The sequence below is a fragment of the Streptomyces adelaidensis genome (assembly GCF_016598475.1).
In the GTDB taxonomy this organism is placed as follows: Bacteria; Actinomycetota; Actinomycetes; order Streptomycetales; family Streptomycetaceae; genus Streptomyces; species Streptomyces adelaidensis.
In genome coordinates, this window is the sequence record NZ_JAEMUX010000006.1 from 16020 (window position 1) to 38135 (window position 22116).

General features: G+C 70.7%; 21 protein-coding genes and 1 pseudogene. 10 read left to right on the forward strand and 12 right to left on the reverse strand.

Features of this window, described 5'->3' with window-relative positions; all coding sequences use genetic code 11:
• Nucleotides 1-67: 67 nt before the first annotated feature.
• The 3 genes from I8N67_RS04680 to I8N67_RS04685 form a co-directional block, all read right to left on the reverse strand.
• Entirely contained in the window at nucleotides 68-283 is a 216-nt protein-coding gene (locus I8N67_RS04680; RefSeq protein ID WP_200301289.1) for a hypothetical protein, read from the reverse strand.
• 260 nt (nucleotides 284-543) lie between these two features.
• A complete protein-coding gene (locus tag I8N67_RS43735; protein WP_267912658.1) occupies nucleotides 544-660 on the reverse strand; it encodes an SGM_5486 family transporter-associated protein in 117 nt (38 codons plus the stop codon).
• A gap of 49 nt (nucleotides 661-709) precedes the next feature.
• Nucleotides 710-2074 carry a CynX/NimT family MFS transporter gene (locus tag I8N67_RS04685; protein WP_200301290.1) on the reverse strand — a complete coding sequence of 455 codons (1365 nt, stop codon included), beginning with the start codon at nucleotides 2072-2074 and terminating at the stop codon, nucleotides 710-712.
• Between the two features lie 81 nt (nucleotides 2075-2155).
• Here I8N67_RS04685 and I8N67_RS04690 point away from each other — a divergent pair, with 81 nt between their 5' ends.
• Nucleotides 2156-2857, forward strand: a complete 702-nt coding sequence (locus tag I8N67_RS04690) for a FadR/GntR family transcriptional regulator (protein WP_200301291.1) — start codon at nucleotides 2156-2158, stop codon at nucleotides 2855-2857.
• Here the strand turns inward: I8N67_RS04690 and I8N67_RS04695 are convergent.
• From I8N67_RS04695 to fabG, 3 genes are all read right to left on the reverse strand, one after another.
• Nucleotides 2826-3161 (reverse strand): hypothetical protein, encoded by a 336-nt coding sequence (locus tag I8N67_RS04695; protein ID WP_200301292.1) that lies wholly within the window; start codon nucleotides 3159-3161, stop codon nucleotides 2826-2828. The two genes, I8N67_RS04690 and I8N67_RS04695, sit on opposite strands and share 32 nt — an antisense overlap.
• Nucleotides 3162-3329: 168 nt before the next feature.
• On the reverse strand, nucleotides 3330-4097 hold the full coding sequence (fabI, locus tag I8N67_RS04700; protein WP_200301293.1) for an enoyl-ACP reductase FabI: 768 nt from the start codon (nucleotides 4095-4097) through the stop codon (nucleotides 3330-3332).
• 5 nt (nucleotides 4098-4102) lie between these two features.
• The gene (gene fabG / locus I8N67_RS04705) at nucleotides 4103-4822 is read right to left on the reverse strand and encodes a 3-oxoacyl-[acyl-carrier-protein] reductase (protein WP_200301294.1); all 720 of its coding nucleotides are present in this window, start codon (nucleotides 4820-4822) and stop codon (nucleotides 4103-4105) included.
• Nucleotides 4823-5074: 252 nt separating this feature from the next.
• On the opposite strand from fabG, the gene I8N67_RS04710 reads away from it, so the two are divergent.
• From I8N67_RS04710 to tyrS, 3 genes are all read left to right on the forward strand, one after another.
• Nucleotides 5075-6598: a TldD/PmbA family protein gene (locus tag I8N67_RS04710; protein ID WP_200301295.1), complete on the forward strand. Its 1524-nt coding sequence runs from the start codon at nucleotides 5075-5077 to the stop codon at nucleotides 6596-6598.
• 82 nt (nucleotides 6599-6680) lie between these two features.
• Entirely contained in the window at nucleotides 6681-8084 is a 1404-nt protein-coding gene (locus I8N67_RS04715; RefSeq protein WP_200301296.1) for a metallopeptidase TldD-related protein, read from the forward strand.
• Nucleotides 8085-8127: 43 nt separating this feature from the next.
• On the forward strand, nucleotides 8128-9423 hold the full coding sequence (tyrS, locus tag I8N67_RS04720) for a tyrosine--tRNA ligase (protein WP_200301297.1): 1296 nt from the start codon (nucleotides 8128-8130) through the stop codon (nucleotides 9421-9423).
• 85 nt (nucleotides 9424-9508) lie between these two features.
• Here the strand turns inward: tyrS and I8N67_RS04725 are convergent, their stop codons facing one another.
• Nucleotides 9509-9787, reverse strand: coding sequence for a GlsB/YeaQ/YmgE family stress response membrane protein (locus I8N67_RS04725; RefSeq protein ID WP_200301298.1), 279 nt, complete (start codon nucleotides 9785-9787; stop codon nucleotides 9509-9511).
• A 247-nt stretch (nucleotides 9788-10034) separates the two neighbouring features.
• Here I8N67_RS04725 and I8N67_RS04730 point away from each other — a divergent pair, with 247 nt between their 5' ends.
• A complete protein-coding gene (locus I8N67_RS04730; protein ID WP_200301299.1) occupies nucleotides 10035-10457 on the forward strand; it encodes a DUF3099 domain-containing protein in 423 nt (140 codons plus the stop codon).
• 208 nt (nucleotides 10458-10665) lie between these two features.
• On the forward strand, nucleotides 10666-10920 hold the full coding sequence (locus I8N67_RS04735; RefSeq protein ID WP_200301300.1) for a hypothetical protein: 255 nt from the start codon (nucleotides 10666-10668) through the stop codon (nucleotides 10918-10920).
• Between the two features lie 69 nt (nucleotides 10921-10989).
• Here the strand turns inward: I8N67_RS04735 and moaA are convergent, their stop codons facing one another.
• The 3 genes from moaA to I8N67_RS04750 all read right to left on the reverse strand — a co-directional run bounded on the left by moaA (nucleotide 10990) and on the right by I8N67_RS04750 (nucleotide 14156).
• Nucleotides 10990-11979, reverse strand: a complete 990-nt coding sequence (moaA, locus tag I8N67_RS04740) for a GTP 3',8-cyclase MoaA (protein ID WP_234045065.1) — start codon at nucleotides 11977-11979, stop codon at nucleotides 10990-10992.
• Nucleotides 11980-12177: 198 nt separating this feature from the next.
• Nucleotides 12178-13803, reverse strand: coding sequence for a monocarboxylic acid transporter (locus I8N67_RS04745; RefSeq protein ID WP_200301302.1), 1626 nt, complete (start codon nucleotides 13801-13803; stop codon nucleotides 12178-12180).
• Entirely contained in the window at nucleotides 13800-14156 is a 357-nt protein-coding gene (locus I8N67_RS04750) for a DUF485 domain-containing protein (RefSeq protein ID WP_200301303.1), read from the reverse strand. Before I8N67_RS04750 ends, I8N67_RS04745 begins: the two co-directional genes overlap by 4 nt.
• Before the next feature lie 391 nt (nucleotides 14157-14547).
• Between I8N67_RS04750 and I8N67_RS04755 the strand changes: the two genes are divergently transcribed.
• From I8N67_RS04755 to I8N67_RS04770, 4 genes are all read left to right on the forward strand, one after another.
• On the forward strand, nucleotides 14548-16080 hold the full coding sequence (locus I8N67_RS04755) for a S8 family peptidase (protein ID WP_200301304.1): 1533 nt from the start codon (nucleotides 14548-14550) through the stop codon (nucleotides 16078-16080).
• A gap of 169 nt (nucleotides 16081-16249) precedes the next feature.
• The gene (locus tag I8N67_RS04760; RefSeq protein ID WP_200301305.1) at nucleotides 16250-17767 is read left to right on the forward strand and encodes a S8 family peptidase; all 1518 of its coding nucleotides are present in this window, start codon (nucleotides 16250-16252) and stop codon (nucleotides 17765-17767) included.
• Nucleotides 17768-17833: 66 nt separating this feature from the next.
• Entirely contained in the window at nucleotides 17834-19237 is a 1404-nt protein-coding gene (locus I8N67_RS04765) for a CoA transferase (protein WP_200301306.1), read from the forward strand.
• Nucleotides 19238-19351: 114 nt separating this feature from the next.
• Nucleotides 19352-20452, forward strand: coding sequence for a CopD family protein (locus I8N67_RS04770; protein ID WP_200301307.1), 1101 nt, complete (start codon nucleotides 19352-19354; stop codon nucleotides 20450-20452).
• Here I8N67_RS04770 and I8N67_RS04775 read toward each other — a convergent pair.
• Nucleotides 20403-21102, reverse strand: a pseudogene (locus I8N67_RS04775) (lysoplasmalogenase). The gene I8N67_RS04770 and the pseudogene I8N67_RS04775 sit on opposite strands and share 50 nt — an antisense overlap.
• Before the next feature lie 44 nt (nucleotides 21103-21146).
• Nucleotides 21147-22055 carry a sterol desaturase family protein gene (locus I8N67_RS04780; protein ID WP_234045071.1) on the reverse strand — a complete coding sequence of 303 codons (909 nt, stop codon included), beginning with the start codon at nucleotides 22053-22055 and terminating at the stop codon, nucleotides 21147-21149.
• Nucleotides 22056-22116 lie beyond the last annotated feature (61 nt).

Genomic DNA, 22116 nt, shown 5'->3' on the forward strand with positions numbered 1-22116 from the left:
AGGGAGTTGAAGTGCGGATATCCGAGAGCGGTACACGCGCTTCCGAGGGCCGGGGCCGGGCCGTTCGTCACTGTGTGTGGCTCAGCAGTACCTGCTGTATGCGCTCCAGCAAGTGGGCGATCGTAAGATCACCGCTCACCGCCTGGGCTTGCGCGGGATCGAGGATCAGCAGCAGGAGAGTGACGAACCCGAGGGTGGGCAGGGCGAGTGCCCACCAGGGCAGCCGCATGTCGGCACCGCTCGTGGTCGCCGGGTGGGGCCGGGGGTGCGTACGGGCCGACATGCCGCCTCCGTGGTCTGCGAGTCCGTGGCCCGCCCTCCGTGGGTCCCTCGCGGGTCCGCTGCGGCCACATCTCGAAGTTACGGAATCCGGGCGGTCCAGCCCATCGGGTGATCCACCCACTTCACCCTGAGACCTGCCCCCTAGGGGACGGTGGGGCTATCCCCACCAAGGGCGCCGACGCTCGGCTCGGCGGCGGTCGGCAGGGCAGGCAGCGGCCGGTTGGGCAGCAGCCGACCGGGCAGTGGTCGGCGGGCGGAGCGTCACGGTGACGCGATGGCCGCGATGATGCCGATGACGATGAAGATGGCGAGGAACGAGCCGAAGACCAGGAGCATCTTCTTCTGGCCGTTCTGGGGGTTCGGGTCGAGCACTGGCATACGTCCAGTCTCCCACCCGTGCCGCCTGGTGGGGCCGCCGGGGTCCGGCTCAGGGGGCCGTCTCGTCCTCCACCACGCGGTTCCGGCCCGCCAGGACGCCCGCCGCGATCTGCGGGAGCATCAGGGCGGCCATGAGGGCGAGGGGCAGGCCCCAGCCGCCGCTGTGCTGGTAGAGGACGCCGACGACGAGCGGGCCGGGGATCGAGATCAGGTAGCCGGTGCTCTGCGCGAAGGCGGACAGCTCGACCACTCCGGCGCCGGTCCGGGCCCGCATGCCAACCATGGTGAGTGCCAGCGGGAAGGAACAGTTGGCCATGCCGATCAGCAGCGCCCACGCCCAGGCGCCCTCCGCCGGGGCGAAGTGGAGGCCGCCGTAGCCGAGGAGTCCGCAGACGCCCAGCACGGCCGCGATCGGCCCCTGGTGGGGCAGCCGGATGGCGAGCCGGGGGATCACGAAGGCCAGCGGTACGCCCATCACCATCGTGACGGCCAGCAGCAGCCCCGCCGTGCCCGCCGGGACCCCCGCGTCACGGAAGATCTGCGGCATCCACCCCATCGTGATGTACGCGGCGGTCGCCTGGAGCCCGAAGAACACGGCGAGCGCCCAGGCGGTACGGCTCCGGGTGATGCGCAGCCGGGGCGCCTCCACGCGCGCGTGGGCGTCCCTGCCCGGCTCCTCCTCACGAGCCGACACCGACTCGGCCGAACCTTCCTCCCGTACGGAACCCCGCTCGGCCGCCGGCCTCGCCGCGCGGTCCCGTACGAGGGGGAGCCACGGGAGGACGGCCGCCGCGGCGAGAACGGCCCAGGCGGCGAGCCCGGTCCGCCAACTCCCGCCCAGGGCCTCGGTCATGGGCACGGTGACGGCCGCGGCGGACGAGGTGCCGAGGGCGAGGGCCATGGAGTACAGGCCCGTCATGGACCCGACCCGGTCCGGGAACCAGCGCTTGACGACGACCGGCATCAGGACGTTGCTGACGGCGATGCCCATCAGGGCGAGGGCGCTCGCGGCCAGGAAGCCCGCCGTACCGCCCGCGTACGGCCGGATCAGCAGGCCGGCGGCGATCGCGGCCATGCCGGCGCAGACGACGGCGGCCGGGCCGAAGCGGCGGGCGAGCCGGGGCGCCATGACGCCGAAGACGGCGAAGCAGAGCGGCGGTACGGAGGTGAGGAGCCCGGCGACGCTGCCGCTCATGCCGAGTCCGGCGCGCACCTCTTCGAGGAGGGCGCCGAAGCTGGTGATGGCGGGACGGAGGTTGAGGGCCGTCAGGACGATGCCCAGGACCATCAGGCGCGTCGTCCACGCACGCGGGGCCTGGACCCACGCCGGAGGCCGAGGCGCGGCCGGTTCGGGTGTGGACGTCGGCTTCGGCTTCGGCGTCGGCTTCGGCGTCAGGGTTTCCTCGCTCACCATGTACCCATCATAGAATCATGGGATGATTGGTTGTCCATGGTCCGGCTGCTCCCCGTCGGCCCGTCCGTGCGAAGGTGTGCCATGCCGCTGAACCATCCCCGCCGATCGGCGCTGTCCGAGCAGGTCATCGCCGCGCTGCGGAACCAGATCACCTCCGGCGAGTGGCCGGTCGGCTCCCGAATCCCCACCGAGCCCGAGCTGGTCGAGCAGCTGGGCGTCGCCCGGAACACGGTCCGCGAGGCCGTCCGCGCCCTCGCGCACAACGGTCTGCTCGACATCCGCCAGGGCTCCGGCACCTATGTCGTCGCGACCAGTGAGCTGGCGGGCGTGATGCACCGCCGCTTCGCGGACGCCGACCCGAAGCACATCGCCGAGCTGCGCTCCACCCTGGAGTCGAGCGCCGCGAAACTGGCCGCCGAGCGGCGCACCGAGAAGGATCTGAAGCAGCTGGACACACTCCTCGTACGACGTGAGGAGGCGTGGGCGTCGGGTGACGCGGAGGTCTTCGTGACCGCCGACGCGACCTTCCACATGGCGGTCGTGGCCGCGTCCCACAACGACGTCGTCACGGCGGTCTACGCGGACCTGGGCGAGGTGCTGCGGGACTGGCTGCGCGGTGACGTGGGCGAGGAGCTGACCCCGGAGACGTACATGGACCACGCCCGGCTGGTGGACGCGATCCGCGCGGGCGACGCGGAGACCGCGGCGGCGGAGGCGGCCGGCTATCCGTTCCACTGCCGCCCGGGGCGGGTCAGCCGGCCCGCTCCGGGCGCTGGTGGCTGAACCACACCGAGCGGACTTCCTTCCAGCAGCGCCCGGTGAGCCGTACGGTCTGCGCGGGGCCCGTCTCGACGGAGGCACTGTCACTGTCGATGTCCCACCACCGCGCGCACTCGATGTGCAGCCGGACGCGGTCGACGGCCACGTAGGGGTTGAAGCAGTGCGCGATCACCTGGGAGCCGATGACGGTGCTGCGGCAGGCCGCCCCGAAGGGATCGGGCCTGCCGGCCGGACTCGACTCGGGCGGGAGGGTGAGTACGAGTGCCAGGGCGACGACCGCTGGGGCGAAGCTGCGGGACAGGCGCACAAGGGAGACCTCCTCGGCCGAGTGGCTGGGCGGTGTACGTCCAGCCTGCGCGGCACCCGGCCCCGGCGGCCCGTCGGATGGGCCGAACGAGTGACGACGACGAACAGCTGGGGCCCGCGTCCGAGAGGGATGCGGGCCCCAGCTGCCGGTCAGGCGCAGCGGCGGCGCTCACGCGCCGATCGCGTGCAGCCCGCCGTCGACGTGGATGATCTCGCCGGTGGTCTTCGGGAACCAGTCGCTGAGCAGCGCGACGACACCGCGGCCGGCCGGCCCGGGGTCCTTGAGGTCCCACTCCAGGGGCGAGCGGTCGTCCCACACGGCGGCCAGGTCGTTGAAGCCCGGGATGGACTTGGCGGCCATGGAGGCGAGGGGACCGGCGGAGATGAGGTTGCAGCGGATGTTCTGCTTGCCCAGGTCACGGGCCATGTAGCGGCTGGTGGCCTCCAGGGCGGCCTTGGCCGGGCCCATCCAGTCGTACTGCGGCCAGGCGTACTGCGCGTCGAAGGTGAGACCGACGACCGAGCCGCCGTTCTGCATCAGCGGCAGGCAGGCCATGGTGAGCGACTTCAGGGAGTACGCCGAGACGTGCATCGCGGTGGCGACGGACTCGAACGGCGTGTTGAGGAAGTTGCCGCCGAGGGCGTCCTGCGGGGCGAAGCCGATGGAGTGGACGACGCCGTCGAGGCCGCCGAGCTCCTCACCGACGATGTCGGCCAGACGGCCGAGGTGCTCGTCGTTGGTCACGTCGAGCTCGATGACCTTGGTGGGCTTGGGGAGCTTCCGGGCGATGCGCTCGGTCAGCGTGGGCCGCGGGAACGCGGTGAGGATGATCTCGGCGCCCTGCTCCTGGGCCAGCTTGGCGGTGTGGAAGGCGATGGAGGACTCCATCAGCACACCGGTGATCAGGACGCGCTTGCCCTCGAGGATTCCGCTCATGGTGATCAGTGACCCATTCCCAGTCCGCCGTCTACGGGGATGACGGCTCCAGTGATGTACGAGGCGTCGTCCGAGGCGAGGAACCGCACCGTCGCGGCGATCTCCTCGGGCTGCGCGTACCGGCCGAGCGGCACCTGCTTCACGATGCCCGCACGCTGCTCGTCGGTGAGCACCTTGGTCATGTCGGTGTCGACGAAGCCGGGGGCGACGACGTTGAAGGTGATGTTGCGCGAGCCCAGCTCACGGGCGAGGGAGCGCGCGAAGCCGACCAGGGCGGCCTTGGAGGCGGCGTAGTTGGCCTGGCCGGGCGAGCCGTAGAGGCCCACGACCGAGGAGATGAGGACGACGCGGCCCTTCTTGGCGCGCAGCATGCCGCGGTTGGCGCGCTTGACGACGCGGAAGGTGCCGGTGAGGTTGGTGTCGATGACCGAGGTGAAGTCCTCCTCGGTCATACGCATCAGGAGCTGGTCCTTGGTGACGCCGGCGTTGGCGATCAGGATCTCGACGGGGCCGTGCTCGGCCTCAACCTCCTTGTAGGCCTGCTCCACCTGCTCGGCGTCGGTGATGTCGCACCTGACGGCGAGGCAGCCCAGTTCCGTGAGGGCGGCCGGCGGCTCACCCGAGCGGTACGTGATCGCGACCTTGTCGCCGTTGTCGGCGAACGCGCGGGCGATGGCGAGGCCGATGCCCCGGTTGCCTCCGGTGACGAGAACCGAGCGGCTCAACGGATCACCCTTTCCTTAGCGGTCTGAAACACCTGCCCGAATGCCTGGACGGCAGGCGCCTTCCTCGAAAACCTATCGGTCGGGTCCGTCCTGTGAGCATTCGGGCAGTGACAGTGGCTCGGGGCACTCGCTGTCGGGTCTCTACAGAAAGCCGCCGAAGTCCGCCGGAAAGATGTGGTCCGGCCGCCCGTGGTCGCGACATGATCGGACCCGACACACGACGACAACCGCTCGGCAGCAGGGAGACCCTCGGTGCCTCATTCCATCGACGAAGCCTTCACGGCACTACCGCTAAGGGCCCTGGCCGACGCCGCGCTCGCCCGCGCGCGTGCGCTGGGGGCCGACCACGCGGACTTCCGGTTCGAGCGGGTGCGCAGCGCGTCCTGGCGGCTGCGGGACGCGAAGCCGGCCGGGTCGTCGGACACGACGGATCTCGGGTACGCGGTGCGGGTGGTGCATGGCGGGACCTGGGGGTTCGCGTCCGGTGTGGACCTGACGATGGACGCCGCCGCGAAGGTCGCCTCGCAGGCGGTGGCGATGGCGAAGCTGTCGGCGCAGGTCATCAAGGCCGCCGGGTCCGATGAGAGGGTCGAACTGGCGGACGAGCCCGTGCACGCGGAGAAGACCTGGATCTCCTCGTACGAGATCGATCCCTTCACCGTTCCCGACGAGGAGAAGTCCGCGCTGCTGACGGACTGGAGCACGCGGCTGCTGGCGGCCGACGGGGTCAACCATGTGGACGCCTCGCTGCTCACCGTGCACGAGAACAAGTTCTACGCGGACACCGCCGGGACCGTGACCACACAGCAGCGCGTACGGCTGCATCCGGCACTGACCGCCGTGTCCGTCGACGAGTCCAGCGGTGAGTTCGACTCGATGCGGACGCTGGCGCCGCCGGCCGGGCGGGGCTGGGAGTACCTCACGGGCACCGGCTGGGACTGGGACGACGAGCTGGCCCGGGTCCCGGAGCTGCTCGCCGAGAAGATGCGGGCGCCGAGCGTCGAGGGGGGCCTCTACGACCTGGTCGTCGACCCGTCCAATCTGTGGCTGACCATTCACGAGTCCATCGGCCACGCCACCGAACTGGACCGCGCGCTCGGCTACGAGGCCGCGTACGCCGGCACCTCCTTCGCCACCTTCGACAAGCTCGGCAAGCTGCGCTACGGCTCCGAGCTGATGAACGTCACCGGCGACCGCACCGCCGAGCACGGCCTGGCGACCATCGGGTACGACGACGAGGGGGTGGAGTGCCAGAGCTGGGATCTCGTCAAGGACGGGACTCTCGTCGGCTACCAGCTCGACCGGCGCATCGCCAGGCTGACCGAGCTCGGGCGCTCCAACGGCTGTGCGTACGCCGACTCCCCCGGGCATGTGCCGGTGCAGCGCATGGCCAATGTGTCGCTGCGGCCGGACCCGGCCGGGATGTCCACCGAGGATCTGATCGGCGGGGTGGACCGCGGGATCTATGTCGTCGGGGACCGATCGTGGTCCATCGACATGCAGCGGTACAACTTCCAGTTCACCGGACAGCGGTTCTTCAAGATCGAGAACGGGCGGATCACCGGGCAGTTGCGGGACGTGGCGTACCAGGCGACGACGACCGACTTCTGGGGTTCCATGGCGGCCGTGGGCGGGCCGCAGACGTACGTCCTGGGTGGTGCCTTCAACTGTGGCAAGGCCCAGCCGGGTCAGGTCGCCTCGGTGTCGCACGGCTGCCCGTCGGCCCTCTTCAAGGGCGTCAACATTCTTAACACCACGCAGGAGGCGGGTCGATGAGCGCGCACCACGGACTCGGCTGGGGGTCCGGGGGTTACCCCCCGGGAAGGCACAGCCTGAACACCACGCAGGAGGCGGGTCGATGAGCGCGCGGAACAGCAAGGCGCACAAACCGCACGAGATCGTCGAGCGGGCACTCGGACTGTCCCGGGCCGACGGCTGTGTGGTGATCGCCGACGAGTACTCGACGGCGAACCTGCGCTGGGCGGGCAACGCGCTGACCACGAACGGGGTCACGCGCGGGCGGTCGGTGACCGTCGTCGCCACCGTCGACGGCAAGGAGGGCACCGCCTCAGGGGTCGTGTCGCGGTCCGCCGTCACCGCCGACGAGCTGGAGCCGCTGGTCCGGGCCGCCGAGGCCGCCGCGCGCGGGGCCGGTCCCGCCGAGGACGCCCAGCCGCTGGTCACGGGCGTGGAGCAGTCCGCCGACTTCACTGACGCGCCCGCCAAGACCTCCTCCGGCGTGTTCGGCGACTTCGCGCCGGCGCTCGGCGAATCGTTCGCACGCGCGCGTGCGGGCGGCCGTGAGCTGTACGGCTTCGCCAACCACGAGCTGGTCTCCAGCTATGTCGGGACCTCGACGGGGCTGCGGCTGCGGCACGACCAGCCGAACGGGACGCTGGAGCTGAACGCCAAGTCCCCGGACCGTACGCGCTCGGCGTGGGCGGGGCGCTCCACGCGGGACTTCAAGGACGTCGACCCGGCGGCCCTGGACGCGGAGCTGGCCGTACGGCTGGGCTGGGCGGAGCGGCGGGTGGCGCTGCCCGCCGGGCGGTACGAGACGCTGCTGCCGCCGACGGCCGTGGCGGACCTGCTGATCTACCAGATGTGGTCGGCGTCGGCGCGGGACGCCGCCGAGGGCCGGACGGTGTTCAGCAAGCCGGGCGGCGGTACGCGGATCGGTGAGCGGCTCACCGAGCTGCCGCTGAGCCTGCGCAGCGACCCGAACGAACCGGGTCTTGAGTCGGCGCCCTTCGTGCTCGCGCACTCCTCCGGCGGCGACACCTCGGTGTTCGACAACGGGCTGCCGCTGAAGCCGACCGAGTGGATCAGCGGGGGCGAGATCGCGCACCTGCCGACCACCCGGCACAGCGCGGCGCTGACCGGGCTGCCGGTGGTGCCGACGATCGGCAATCTGATCCTGGACGGCGGTGACGACCGCTCCCTGGAGGAGATGGTCGCCAACACCGGGCGCGGGCTGCTGCTGACCTGCCTGTGGTACATCCGCGAGGTCGACCCGGCGACGCTGCTGCTGACCGGGCTGACCCGCGACGGTGTGTACCTCGTGGAGAACGGCGAGGTCACCGGCGAGGTCAACAACTTCCGGTTCAACGAGTCCCCGGTGGGTCTGCTGGGCCGGGCCACGGAGGCGGGGCGCACGGAGAAGACGCTGCCGCGCGAGTGGAGCGACTACTTCACCAGGGCCGCGATGCCCGCGCTGCGGGTGCCGGATTTCAATATGAGTTCTGTCAGCCAGGGCGTATAACCTCGTACCTGATTACGAGCTCTACCAAGGAGACAAGAGAACCGTGACGGACATCGTCGACGAGCTGAAGTGGCGGGGGCTTTTCTCCCTGTCCACCGACGAGGACGCTTTGCGCAAGGCGCTCGCGGACGGTCCCGTCACGTTCTATTGCGGTTTCGACCCGACCGCGCCGTCCCTGCACGTCGGGCATCTGGTGCAGGTGCTCACCGTGCGCCGGCTCCAGCAGGCCGGGCACCGGCCGCTGGCGCTGGTCGGCGGCGCGACGGGGCTGATCGGCGACCCGCGCCCGACGGCGGAGCGCACACTGAACGACCCGGAGACGGTCGCCGGCTGGGTCGGCAGGCTGCGCGCCCAGATCGAGCCGTTCCTGTCCTTCGAGGGCGAGAACGCGGCCGTCATGGTCAACAACCTCGACTGGACCGAGGGCCTGTCCGCCATCGAGTTCCTGCGGGACATCGGCAAGCACTTCCGCGTCAACAAGATGCTGACGAAGGACTCCGTCGCCCGCCGCCTGGAGTCCGACCAGGGCATCAGCTACACCGAGTTCAGCTACCAGATCCTCCAGGGCATGGACTTCCTCCAGCTCTACCGGAGGTACGGCTGCACGCTCCAGCAGGGCGGCAGCGACCAGTGGGGCAACCTCACGGCCGGCCTGGACCTGATCCACCGCCTGGAGCCCGGCGTCGAGGCGCACGCGCTGGCCACGCCGCTGATGACCAAGGCGGACGGCACCAAGTTCGGCAAGACCGAGGGTGGTGCCGTCTGGCTCGACCCGGAGATGACGACGCCGTACGCGTTCTACCAGTTCTGGCTGAACGTGGACGACCGGGACATCACGCGGTACACCCGCATCCTGTCCTTCAGGTCCCGCACGGAGCTGGAGGAGCTGGAGAAGCAGACGGCGGAGCGGCCGCAGGCGCGGGCCGCGCAGCGGGCGCTGGCCGAGGAGCTGACGACGCTGGTGCACGGCGCGGACCAGACGGCCGCGGTGATCGCCGCGTCCAAGGCCCTCTTCGGGCAGGGCGAGCTGGCGGAGCTGGACGACAGGACGCTGGCCGCGGCGCTGTCCGAGGTGCCGCACGCGCGCGTCACCGAGCTGGCGCCGGTGGTCGACCTCTTCGCCGAGGTCGGTCTCGTGCCGAGCAAGTCGGCCGGGCGGCGGACCGTGAAGGAGGGCGGGGCCTACGTGAACAACGTCAAGGTCACCGCCGAGGATGCCGTGCCGGCGGCGGAGGATCTCCTTCACGGGCGGTGGCTGGTGCTGCGGCGCGGGAAGAAGAACCTGGCCGCGATCGAAGTGACCGGGGTGAGCGCCTCCGGCGAGGTGACCGGGGTCTGAGCGCCGTCGCCGTAGGGGCGTGGGTGGTCCGGCGGGTGCCGCTTCGTCGTGGCTGGTCGTGCGGTTCCCCGCGCCCCTGTCGGACTCAGGTTCGCTCTTTCCTCTTGCCCAGGGTCGCCATGTAGGCCATGTCGCCCAGGAAGACGATCACTACCGCGGCGGCCAGTTGGAGGGCGTGGCGGCCCCAGTCGATGCCTGAGGTCTCGTCGATGCCGAACGACCGGGCGAGGGCGTTGCCGACGATGGCGCCGATCATGCCGAAGATCGTCGTGAGCCAGAGCGGGCTGTGCTGCTTGCCCGGAATGATCGCCTTGGCCAGCAGGCCCAGTACGAATCCCACGATGATCGCCCACAACCAGCCCATGGCTGCCTCCTCGTACGGCTCCAAGCGAGCATTACGCCCAGTGTCGGCCCGCCTGCGGTACGACGCATGTCGGGCGCGGCCGTACGCGGTAGGGCGCATTTCGACCACTCCCGGTGGAAGGTGCCCCGGTCTCGTAGGCGGCGCAGGCGCGGCGTAACGTGGAGTTCGCCCGGACCCCGTTCCACGAGCGGGCACGGGCGGGGGCACGGGCCGGGGAGCGTCCGATACAGGCGGGTGGTGGAACGTCATGCGGAAGCAGGGCAACGTCGAGGTCTTCCGGATCACCGGGGCCCGGCAGGGGCTCGCCGACGACGTCCGCGCCCGGCAGCGGCGCTATGTCATCTCGATGTCCGTCCGCACCCTCTCGGTGATCGCCGCCGCGACCCTCTGGAACGTCGAACGGCACGTCGCGGTCGTCGCACTGGTACTCGGACTGGTGCTGCCGTACATCGCCGTGGTGATCGCCAACGCGGGCCGCGAGAACGCCCCCTCACTCCCGTCCACCTTCGTCACCGCTCCCGTACGTCCGATGCTCACGCCGCCCCGGAACGAGGACGCCTCCGGCTCGGGCGAAATGGGCGGCGAGAAGGGCTTCGCGGAATCCGTCCCGGAGGATGTCGCGGCGGACCCGGCGGACGGTCCGCGAAGTGAGCCGCGCGAGCGGGCCTGAGCACCGAATATCCGGACGAAGCGGAATCCAGCCACCCGCCAAGCTCAAGAAAAGCTCAGATCAATCATGCAGTTCCTGTGCCGGGCGGAGGCTTACCCGTGACATACTTCGTACGCGCTCCGCATCCCCCGTCGGAGCGACAGACCGACGCCGGGCAGCTCCCCCCGTGGCTGCTCGGCGTCGCCTTTTCTCCGGCTAGGGTCGACGTGTGAACATCCTCAACGTCCCCGGTTCCGACCCGTCTTCGCCGATCTGTTCCGCCAAGGGCTGTCGTGCCGACGCGGTGTGGGTGCTCGCCTGGAACAACCCGAAGTTGCACACGCCGGAGCGGCGCAAGACGTGGCTCGCGTGCGAGGAGCACCGGGAGCATCTGTCGAAGTTCCTGGGTGTGCGGGGGTTCCTGAAGGACACGGTGAAGCTGGCGGACTGGGAGGAGCCCCAGCCCGGTGAACCCGGGTCCTAGGGTTTCTCCCTTTGCCCTCAGCCCGTGCCCTTGGCCCCCGGTCTCGCCCCTTGGCCCCCGGTCTCGCCCTTAGCCGCCGATCGCCGACATCGGCCTGTCCGGCTGCACGAAGGACGGGTCGTCGAGGCCCGCGCCCGCCTTCTTGCCCCACATCGCCAGGCGCCAGATACGGGCGATCTCCTCGTCCGGGGCCCCCGAGCGGAGCGCCGCCCTGAGGTCCGTCTCCTCGCGGGCGAAGAGGCAGGTGCGGACCTGGCCGTCGGCGGTGAGGCGGGTGCGGTCGCAGGCTGAGCAGAAGGGGCGGGTGACGGAGGCTATGACACCGACACGGTGGGGGCCGCCGTCGACGAGCCAGCGCTCGGCGGGGGCGGAACCGCGCTCGTCGCTGCCCTCGGCGGTCAGGTCGAAGCGGGCGCGCAGGGACGTCAGGATGTCACCGGCCGTGACCATGCCGTCGCGCTTCCAGCCGTGCTGCGCGTCCAGCGGCATCTGCTCGATGAAACGCAGCTCGTAGTCGTGCTCGACGGCCCAGGCGAGGAGGTCCGGGGCCTCGTCCTCGTTCAGGTCCGGCATCAGGACGGAGTTGACCTTCACCGGCGTCAGGCCCGCCTCGCGGGCGGCCTGAAGGCCCTCGATAACGTCCTTGTGGCGGTCGCGGCGGGTGAGCGTCTTGAAGACGTCCGGGCGGAGGGTGTCCAGCGAGACGTTGACCCGGTCCAGACCTGCCGCCTTCAGCGCCGTGGCGGTGCGGCGCAGGCCGATGCCGTTGGTGGTGAGGGACATCTGGGGGCGGGGGGCCAGCGCCGCCACGCGCTCCACTATGCCGACCAGGCCGGGGCGCAGCAGGGGCTCGCCTCCGGTGAAGCGGACCTCGGTTATGCCGAGCGTGGAGACCGCGATGTCGATCAGGCGGACGATCTCGTCGTCCGTGAGGAGGTCGGGCTTGGCCAGCCACTGGAGGCCCTCTTCGGGCATGCAGTAGGTGCAGCGCAGGTTGCACCGGTCGGTCAGCGAGACCCTCAGGTCGGTGGCCACGCGGCCGTAGGTGTCGATGAGCATTTGGGCCCCCTCCCTCGTCATACGGTTCTCGATCGTCGTTCTCGATCGTCGTTCTCGATCGTCTCGATCGCGGATCACAGTTTCTCCGATACCTGTGAGCCTACGTGACCCCTCCGACAACAAGACAGGGCCGATCGCACGAGACGCGGCGCGGGGCCGCCGTAGAGATCTACGACGGCCCCGGGCGGGAGAGCCGGGTCAGTGGGCGCCGGTGCCGGTGAGGGACCGGACCTCCAGTTCGGCGTACTTGGCGACGTCGGGCTCCTCCTTGGAGAGGATCGTGCCGAGGAAGCCCATGAGGAAGCCGAACGGGATGGAGATGATGCCCGGGTTCTTCAGCGGGAACCAGTGGAAGTCGACGTCCGGGAACATCGCCTTCGGGTCGCCGGAGACGACGGGCGAGAACAGCACCAGGCCGACGGCGACGATCAGACCGCCGTAGATCGACCACAGCGCGCCCTGGGTGGTGAAGCGCTTCCAGAAGAGGCTGTAGAGGATCGTCGGCAGGTTGGCGGAGGCCGCGACCGCGAAGGCGAGCGCGACCAGGCCGGCCACGTTCAGGTCGCGGGCGAGGGCGCCGAGGCCGATGGAGACGATGCCGATGAAGACGGTCGCCCAGCGGGCCGCGCGGACCTCCTCGGCGCCGGAGGCCTTCCCCTTGCGGATGACGTTGGCGTAGATGTCGTGCGCGAAAGAGGAAGAGGAGGCGAGGGTGAGGCCGGCGACCACGGCGAGGATGGTCGCGAAGGCCACCGCCGAGATCGTGGCCAGCAGGATCGCGCCCCACGCCGAGTCGACGCCGCCCAGGTGCAGGGCGAGCAGCGGGGCCGCCGTGTTGCCCGACGGGTTGGAGGCGATGATCTCGTCCTGGGAGATCAGCGCGGCGGCGCCGAAGCCGAGCGCGATGGTCATCAGGTAGAAGCCGCCGATGATGCCGATCGCCCAGTTCACGGACTTACGGGCGGCCTTGGCGTTGGGCACCGTGTAGAAGCGGATCAGGATGTGCGGCAGGCCGGCGGTGCCGAGCACCAGGGCGATGCCGAGAGAGATGAAGTCCAGCTTGGAAGTGCCGGTCGCGCCGTACTGGAGGCCGGGCTCCAGGAAGGCGGCGCCCTTGCCGCTGTTCTCGGCGGCCTGGCCGAGCAGATCGGAGATGTTGAAGTTGAACTTCAGCAGCACCAGGAACGTAATGAGGATCGTGCCGGTGATGAGCAGCACGGCCTTCACCATCTGGACCCAGGTGGTGCCCTTCATGCCGCCGATGGAGACGTAGACGATCATCAGGATGCCGACGAGGGCGACGATGAGAACCTTGCCCGCGTCGGAGGTGATGCCGAGGAGCAGCGAGACGAGGACGCCCGCGCCCGCCATCTGGGCCAGCAGATAGAAGATCGAGACGACGATCGTGGACGTGCCGGCCGCGGTGCGGACCGGGCGCTGGCGCATACGGTACGCGAGGACGTCACCCATGGTGTAGCGGCCGGAGTTCCGCAGCGGCTCGGCGACCAGGAGCAGGGCGACCAGCCAGGCGACCAGGAAGCCGATGGAATAGAGGAAGCCGTCGTAGCCGAAGAGGGCGATCGCGCCCGCGATGCCGAGGAACGACGCGGCCGACATGTAGTCGCCGGAGACCGCGAGGCCGTTCTGGAAGGCGCTGAACTGCCGTCCGCCCGCGTAGAAGTCGGCGGCGTCCTTGGTCTGGCGGCCGGCCCAGACGGTGATGGCGAGCGTCGCCAGGACGAACAGCCCGAACAGGGTGATGATCAGCGGCCGGTGCTGGCTGGCCTCGTTCGCGGCGAGGAATGTCTGCTGTGCGGGGCTCATGCGCCGCCCTCCATCCGGGACTTGATGGCCTCGGCCTTGGGGTCGAGCTTCGCGGCGGCGTGCCGCGAGTACCACCAGGCGATGAGGAACGTGGTGACGAACTGGGCGATGCCGAGGACGAAGGCGACATTGATGTTGCCGAAGAGCTTGGTGCCCATGAAGTCGCCCGCGTAGTTGGAGAGCAGGACGTACAGCAGGTACCAGGCGATGAAGCCCACGGTCAGCGGGAAGGCGAACGAGCGGTAGGAGCGGCGAAGTTCGGCGAACTCGGCGCTCTCGTGGACCTCGGCGAACTCCTCTGGGGAGGGGAGGTGATGCTCTGCCTTCGCGGGGGGCGGTGCGTCGGTTGCCACGGAGTCTCCTCGCGTCTCCGCCGCGGTGGCGACGGTGGATGGGGACGATTGCGCCGTCGGATCGGGGGACGGGTCGGGTACGGACATGGAGTCGGCTCTGTTCCTCACGGTGACGGGTGCACGATCGTGCTCGGGCTCCCTGTTCAACGTCACGGCGGCGCACCAGGAGCGGTTCAACCGTGCGTGTCTCTTTCGAAAACCGATGCGGAAGCGGCCGGAAAGCGCATGGACTTCGAGGGATACCCCTCTACTTCGCCCGCTCGGCCGCGAAGTCATTGCTGGCCAGCGACGACGAGGGATAGCTTCGAGCTGCACCACCAACGTCATGTACCTGCCCAGGCGGCACTGTGCCCCGGGCCGGTTTCTCGTTTCCGGATGATGTGGAGACCCCATGGCTCATCTGCGCTCAAGACGACGGCTCACCCTCGCGGTGCCGGTCGTCATGTCGCTGACCGCCTCGCTCGGCTTCCTGCCGGGTGTCGCCTCGGCGGCGCCGCTCGCCGCGCCCGCCACGACGACCGCGGAGGGCCCGAACCTCTCGTACGTCGTGAACACCAAGAGCGACAAGCACACGATCGCCAAGGTGCAGAAGGCGATAGCCGCGGCCGGCGGCCAGGTCGTGGTCACGTACGCCAAGATCGGCGTGATCGTGGTCCACTCGACCAACCCGGAGTTCGGTGCGGCGATCCGCGCCGTGCGCGGGGTGCAGTCCGCGGGCGCCACCCGGACCTCGGCGCTGACCCCCGCCGGTACGACGGACGAGGGCGCCGTCGACTATCTGACGGACGCCGAGGCCGCGAAGGTGAAGGCCGCGTCGGCGGACATCCCCGACGCCGAGCCGCTTGAGGCCGACCAGTGGGACCTGCGGTCGATCGGCGCCGACAAGGCCGCGAAGATCAACCCGGGCAGCAAGAAGGTCACCGTCGCAGTCATCGACACCGGCGTCGACGACACCCACCCGGACATCGCGCCGAACTTCTCCGCCGCCCAGTCCGCCAACTGCGACGGCGGTGTCGCCAACACCACCGAGGGCTCCTGGCGGCCCTACACCGCGGAGGACTACCACGGCACGCATGTGGCCGGTGAGATAGCCGCGGCCCGCAACGGCATCGGTGTCGCCGGTGTCGCGCCCGGTGTGAAGGTCTCCAGCATCAATGTGACCGACCCCTCGGACGGCCTGTTCTACCCGGAGAGCGTCGTCTGCGCGTTCGTGTTCGCCGCCGACCACGGCGTGGAGATCACGAACAACAGCTACTACGTCGACCCGTGGCTCTACAACTGCCTGGACGACCCGGACCAGAGGGCGATCGTCGACGCGGTCAACCGGGCCCAGCTGTACGCCACGAAGAAGGGCACGCTGAACCTGGCCTCGGCGGGCAACTCCAACCACGACCTCGCCTCCGACGCGATCGTGGACGCCTCCAGCCCCGACGACTCCACCCCGGTCGAGCGCACCATCGACCCGAGCGAGTGCTTCGACGTGCCGACCCAGCTGCCGGGTGTCGTGACGGTGAGCGCCACGGGTGTGAAGAACGAGAAGTCGTACTACTCCACGTACGGCAACGGCGTCATCGACATCGCGGCCCCGGGTGGCGACGCGCGCTACCAGATCCCGGACACGCCGTCGAAGAACGGCCGCATCCTGTCCGCCATGCCGAACGGCGCGTACGGCTTCCTGCAGGGTACGTCGATGGCGTCGCCGCACGCCGCCGGTGTCGCCGCGCTGCTGAAGTCGACACACCCGTGGGCGAGCCCGCAGCAGTTGCAGCGGCTGCTCAAGGCTCAGGCGGACGAGCAGGCCTGCCCGGAGTCGTACGACCAGAACGGCGACGGCACTCAGGACGCGGTTTGCGAGGGTGGCTCGCAGGTCAACGGTTTCTACGGGTTCGGCATCGTCAACGCCCTGAAGGCCGTCAAGAAGTAGACCCGGCCCCCGGCGCCCGGGGAGCACCAGGACCTCGTGGGACCGGTTCCCGCACGGCTCTCAGCGGGTTCGGCTCGTAGCGGGCCGGGCTCGTAGCCGTACAGCTCGCGCCGCACGTACTGCTCGCACCACTCGTACCGCACGTTTTCGCGAACGAACTGGAGACAGCATGACTGCGCCTCACAAGCGCTCGCGCCGTCTGGTGGCGGTCCCGTTGGGGATGGCCATGGCGACAGCACTCGCCGTCGTACCGAACGCCACGGCCTCGGCCGCCGAGGCGGACGGGCGGGCGGCGGGCGATGCGACGCCGCTCAGCTATGTGGTCAATGTGCTCCCCGGGCACGCTCCGTCCGCCCGGGTGAAGAAGGCGATCACGGAGGCCGGCGGCACGATCGTGACGTCGTACGACCGGATCGGTGTCATCGTGGTCCACTCCTCCGAACCCGGCTTCGCGGCGGCGGTCCGCGGTGTGCGGGGCGTGCGGTCGGCCGGTGCCACGCGCACCGCGCCGCTGCCCGCGCAGTCGGCCACCGACGTGGGCACGCCGAGGGCGCTGACCGCCGAGGAGGTGGCGCGGGCCGAGGCGGCGGACGGGCAGGACCCGTTGGAGCCGTTGCAGTGGGACCTGCCCGCCATCAAGGCGGACAAGGCGCACGAGGTGTCGCTCGGCAGCCGGGACGTCACGGTCGCCGTCATCGACACGGGTGTCGACGACACGCATCCGGACATCGCGCCGAACTTCGACCGCGACGCGTCGGTCAACTGCGTGACGGGCAAGCCCGACACGACCGACGGCGCCTGGCGGCCGGGGCCCGCGGAGAGCCCGCACGGCACGCATGTGGCCGGTGAGATCGCGGCCGCCAAGAACGGCGTCGGCGTCACGGGCGTGGCGCCCGGTGTGAAGGTGTCCGGCATCAAGGTGTCCACCCCCGCCGGCTACTTCTACACGGAGGCCGTGGTCTGTGGCTTCATGTGGGCCGCCGAGCACGGCGTGGACGTCACCAACAACAGCTATTACACCGACCCCTGGTACTTCAACTGCGCGGACGACCCGGACCAGAGGGCCCTCGTCGAGGCCCTCACCCGGGCGACGAGGTACGCGGAGAAGAAGGGCGCGGTCAACGTCGCCGCGGCCGGCAATGAGAACTACGATCTCGCGGCCGACGAGATCACCGACCCGGTGTCCCCGAACGACTCGACACCGTCCGACCGGGTCATCGACCCTTCGGAGTGCCTCGACATCCCGACCCAGTTGCCGGGCGTCGTCACGGTCGCCTCGACCGGCGCCAAGGGCGTCAAGTCGTCCTTCTCCAACCACGGTCTGGGCGTCATCGACATCGCCGCGCCCGGCGGCGACTCGACCCGCCTCCAGACCCCGGCCCCGCCCGCGACCAGCGGCCTCGTCCTGGGCCCGCTGCCCGGCGGCGGCTGGGGCTACATGGCCGGTACGTCGATGGCGTCGCCGCATGTCGCGGGCGTCGCCGCCCTCATCAAGTCGACCCACCCGCACGCCCCGGCCGCCCTCGTGAAGGCCCTGCTGTACGCCCAGGCCGACGCCACGCCCTGCACCGACCCGTACGACCTCGACGGGGACGGCAAGGCCGACGCCGTCTGCGAGGGGCCGAGGAGCTACAACGGTTTCTACGGCTTCGGTACGGCGGACGCGCTGGACGCGGTGACCAAGTAGGACTCCGAGCAGGCTAGGACTCCCAGCACGCATGGTGCGGTGCGTAGTGCGGTCATAGTTCGGTGCATGACAGACATGGACTATGCGTGGACGGCGCTGGGCGGCGACCCCGCTCTGCTGCCGCGGGTGTCGACCGTCGTACGGGACGGGGTGCTGGGCGCCCGGCTGCCGGTACGGGAGTTGGCGCGGGCCTGCGTCGGGGTGTGCGCGCTGGCGGCGGCCGAGTTGGGGGCGCGGCGGGCCGGGCTCGCGGAGGTGCCCCGGGTACGGGTGGACGACGGGGCGGTCGCCACGGCGTTCGTGAGTGAACGGCATCTGCTGGTCGACGGGCGGGTGCCGGTCTCCTTCGCGCCGCTGTCGCGGTTCTGGCGGACGGCGGACGGGTGGGTGCGGACGCATGCGAACTATCCGCATCACCGGGAGCGGTTGCTGTCCGCGCTGGGGGTGCCCGACGGTGACGTGCCCGCCGTGGAGTCGGTGCTCGCCGAGCGGTCGGCCCTGGAGGCCGAGGAGGCCGTGTACGCGGCCGGGGGCCTCGCGGTCGCGCTGCGGACGGCGAAGGAGTGGGCGGCGCACGAGCAGGCGAGGGCGGTGGCGGCCCGGCCGCTGGTCGAGCACGAGCGGCTCGACACGGCGCACGCGCGCGTGCTTCCGCGCATCGTGGGCGAGCCGCTGCTGCCCGCCGCCGGGGTGCGCGTCCTCGACCTGACCCGGGTCATCGCGGGACCGGTCGCCACCCGGACGCTCGCGCTGCTGGGCGCGGACGTCCTGCGCGTCGACCCGCCGGGCATGCCCGAGATCCTCGACCAGCATGCCGACACGGGCTTCGGGAAGCGGTCGACGACTCTCGACCTGGGCCGCGTGGCCGACCGGCGTGTCTTCGAGGAGTTGCTGGCCGTCGCGGACGTCGTCGTCACCGGTTACCGGCCGGGTGCGCTGGACCGGTTCGGGCTGTCGCCGGACGCGCTGGCCGCCCGCCGGGCCGGGCTGGTCGTGGCGCAACTGTCGGCGTGGGGCGCGTACGGGCCGTGGGCCGGGCGGCGGGGCTTCGACAGTCTGGTGCAGGTGGCGACCGGGATCGCGGCGGCCGAGGGCTCGGTGGAACAGCCGGGCGCGCTGCCCGCGCAGGCGCTGGACCACGGGACGGGGTATCTGGTGGCGGCGGCCGTACTGCGGTCGCTGACCGAGGGATCGGCGGAGGGGGGTGGTCGGGGCGGTCGGGTCGTACGGCTGTCGCTGGCGCGTACGGCTGCCTGGCTGATGGACGGGGTCGTGCGGGGTGCGCCGCATGGGGACGGTGGCGGAGGCGGGGACGGGGTCTTGGAGGGACCGGAGGCTCGGCTCGCCGAGCGGGACAGTGGGCTCGGGCGGCTGCGGTACGTCCTGCCGCCGGTGTCCTTCGAGGGTGGGCCGGGGGACTGGGCGCGGCCGCCGGGGCTCTGGGGAGCGGACGAGGCGAGGTGGGGTTGAGCGGGCCGGGTCGCCGCCGGGGACGTACGCATCGGCCGAATACGGCGGAATACCGAACTGCCAGTTGTTTTACGTCACTTGCTCAGCCCTGGTTCGACTGGTGAACTTTTCGGGATGAGCCTGACGAGACGGACAGCTGAGGCGGAGACAGCGAAGACGGCGGAGGAAGAGGCGGCGGAGGCGGACGAGGCCTGGCGCGCGGGGGTCGGCCGGGCCGTCGTGCTGCTCCTGCTGGTGGCGTTCGGCGCGCTGATCCCGCTGTTCGGGCCGCGTGTGGCGCTGGACGGTACGGGGGAGGCCGCGGCGCCGGGAGCGGGCGGGATCGCCCTGCTGCGGGCGGTGCTGCTGGCCGCGCTGTGTGTGCCGGCGGGTGAGCTGTTCGTGGCGTGGCTGGCGCGGCGGGTGCCGGGCGCGCCCCGGGAGGCGCCGCGCGGTTGGGCGCCGTGGGCGGCGGGGGCCGGTTTCGTGGCCGCGCTGGGGCTGGCCTCGGTCGTGGCCACCGGCAATCTGGTGCCGGACTCCCCCGCTGACCTGGACGTGGGCGGTCTCTACGAGACGCGGGACGGCAAGCTCGCCCTGCTGGAGGTCAACGCGTTCGCGGCGGCCGGTCTGCTCGCGCTCTCCCGCCGCCCGGCCACCCAGGCACTGCCCCTGGCCGCGATCGTCGTCGCGGAGGCGCTGCGCGTCCACCCCACCACCGAGTACAGCCCGCTCGTCGGCACCGGCCTCACCCTGGTGCACCTGACGTGTGCGGCGCTGTGGGCGGGCGGACTGCTGCACGTCCTGCGCGTCCTGCGCACGCGCGCGTGGCGCACGGCCGAGGGAGCGGGAGCGCGGGCGGGCGCCGCGCTTCTGGGGCTCTACGCGCGCGTGGCCGCCGTACTGCTCGCCGCCATCACCGCCACCGGTGTGTGGAGCACCCTGCGCCGGATGCCGCCGGGAACCGTCCTCGACCAGTTGACGGAGACGGCGTACGGCCGCGTCCTGCTCGCCAAGGTGCTCCTCGTGGCCGCCGTCGCCGCCCTCGCCCTCCGGGCCCGGCTACAGCTGCGCCGCGCGACCGAACAGACCGAACAGACCGAACAGACCGAACCGACCGAACCGACCGAACCGCTCGACGCCTGCGCCCCCGCGCGCGCGGAGGTGGCGGTGCTGGGCGTCGTCGTCACGGTGTCGGCGCTGCTGACGGCGCTTCCGGTGCCGATCCGCTGGTGAGCGGCGTCGCGGGTCGCGCGCGGAGGGCCCGCAGGGCTCCTTGGACCAGCAGGTACTGGGCCGCCAGATAGGTGAGCATGATCCACAGGTCGGGGCGGGGAGGCTGCGGCCACTCGGCGACGCCGGTCGCGATGAGTGTGTCGGACAGCAGGAACAGGGCGCCACCGATGGCGGCGACGTTCCCGAGGCGTCCCGCCCGGTACGCCATGGCGGTGAGCAGCAGGCTGTACGCGGCCACCGGGACACGCAGCCCGGCGGGCAGGTCCGGCCACAGCAGGGCCACGACCACGACGAGGGCGACACCGTACGCACCCGCCGCCGGCCCTTCACGCGCGCGTGCCGTGCCGTACCGCCGGAAGAGCAGCAGATAGCAGACGTGGCCCGACGGCGAAGGAGCCCATCCCGGCGAGGAAGGCCGGCTCGGCGCCGGAGAGGAGCAGGACGTCTCCGCCCCAGCCGAACAGCAGCGCGGCGACCAGCGGCCGTGGAGCGCCGCGCAGATGCGCGTACGCGGCGAGCAGGGGCATGAGGAGGGGTTTGGCGACGACGTGCCCGGGAGTGAACCCGACGGCCAGGGAGCCGAGATCGACGGCGGCGGCGAGCCCGAAGGCGACAAGAAGAAGACGACATCTCTCCGGTCTCCGTCTCACGCGACGTCTCCGTGGCCGGACGCTCGCCGACGGCCGACTGCTGCTCAACGGACGACTGCTCCTCGGCGGCCGACGCCGCCTTGACGGCTGTGGACCGCCTTGACGGCTGTGGACCGCCGCCCGGCTGCCGGCCCCCAGCCGGGCCCCCGGAAGACCCGCCCCGCCCGCTCGTCCCAACTCCCCGCCCTCCTCAGGTCCCTGGCGATGGAGACGTACTCATGGGTGGCGACCTTGAGCGGGTTGTACGTGTCGATGTTCTTCGTCAGCCCGTAGACCGGCCGCTCGGTCTCCTCGGCGAACGAACCGAAGAGCCGGTCCCAGACGATGAGGATGCCGCCGAAGTTGCGGTCCAGATAGCCGCCCTGGGAGGCGTGATGGACGCGGTGGTGCGACGGCGTGTTGAACACGAACTCGAACGCCCGGGGCAGCTTCCCGATCCGCTCGGTGTGGATCCAGTACTGGTACACGAGGTTGACGGAGGAGCAGAACGCGAGCGCGGCCGGGTGCACGCCGAGGGCGATGAGGGGGACGTGGAAGGGCCAGACGGTCCAGGTGGTCCAGGGCTGCCGCAGGGCGGTCGTCAGGTTGAACTTCCGGCTTGAGTGGTGCACCACATGGCAGGCCCACAGGACGCGGATCACATGGTGCCCGCGGTGCGACCAGTAGGAGAAGAAGTCCTGCGCGAGCAGCATCAGCGGGATCGTCCACCACAGGACGGGCACGCGCAGCGGGGTCAGTTCGTGGATCGCCGTGTAGATCGCCACGATCGGGATCTTCCAGAGGAGGTCGAAGGCGAGACTCCCGAGCCCCATGCCGACGCTCGTCGCGGCGTCCTTCGTCTCGTAGCCCGCGGCATCCTCGTCCGGACGGATCCGGACACTGATCACCTCGATCACGGTGAGCAGCACGAAGGCGGGTATCGACCACAGCACGGCATCGGGCAGGTTCGGCATGTGGGCACGGTAGAACCGCTGGTCGGCGGGGGCTAGACGTTGTTACTGACAAGTATTTCCG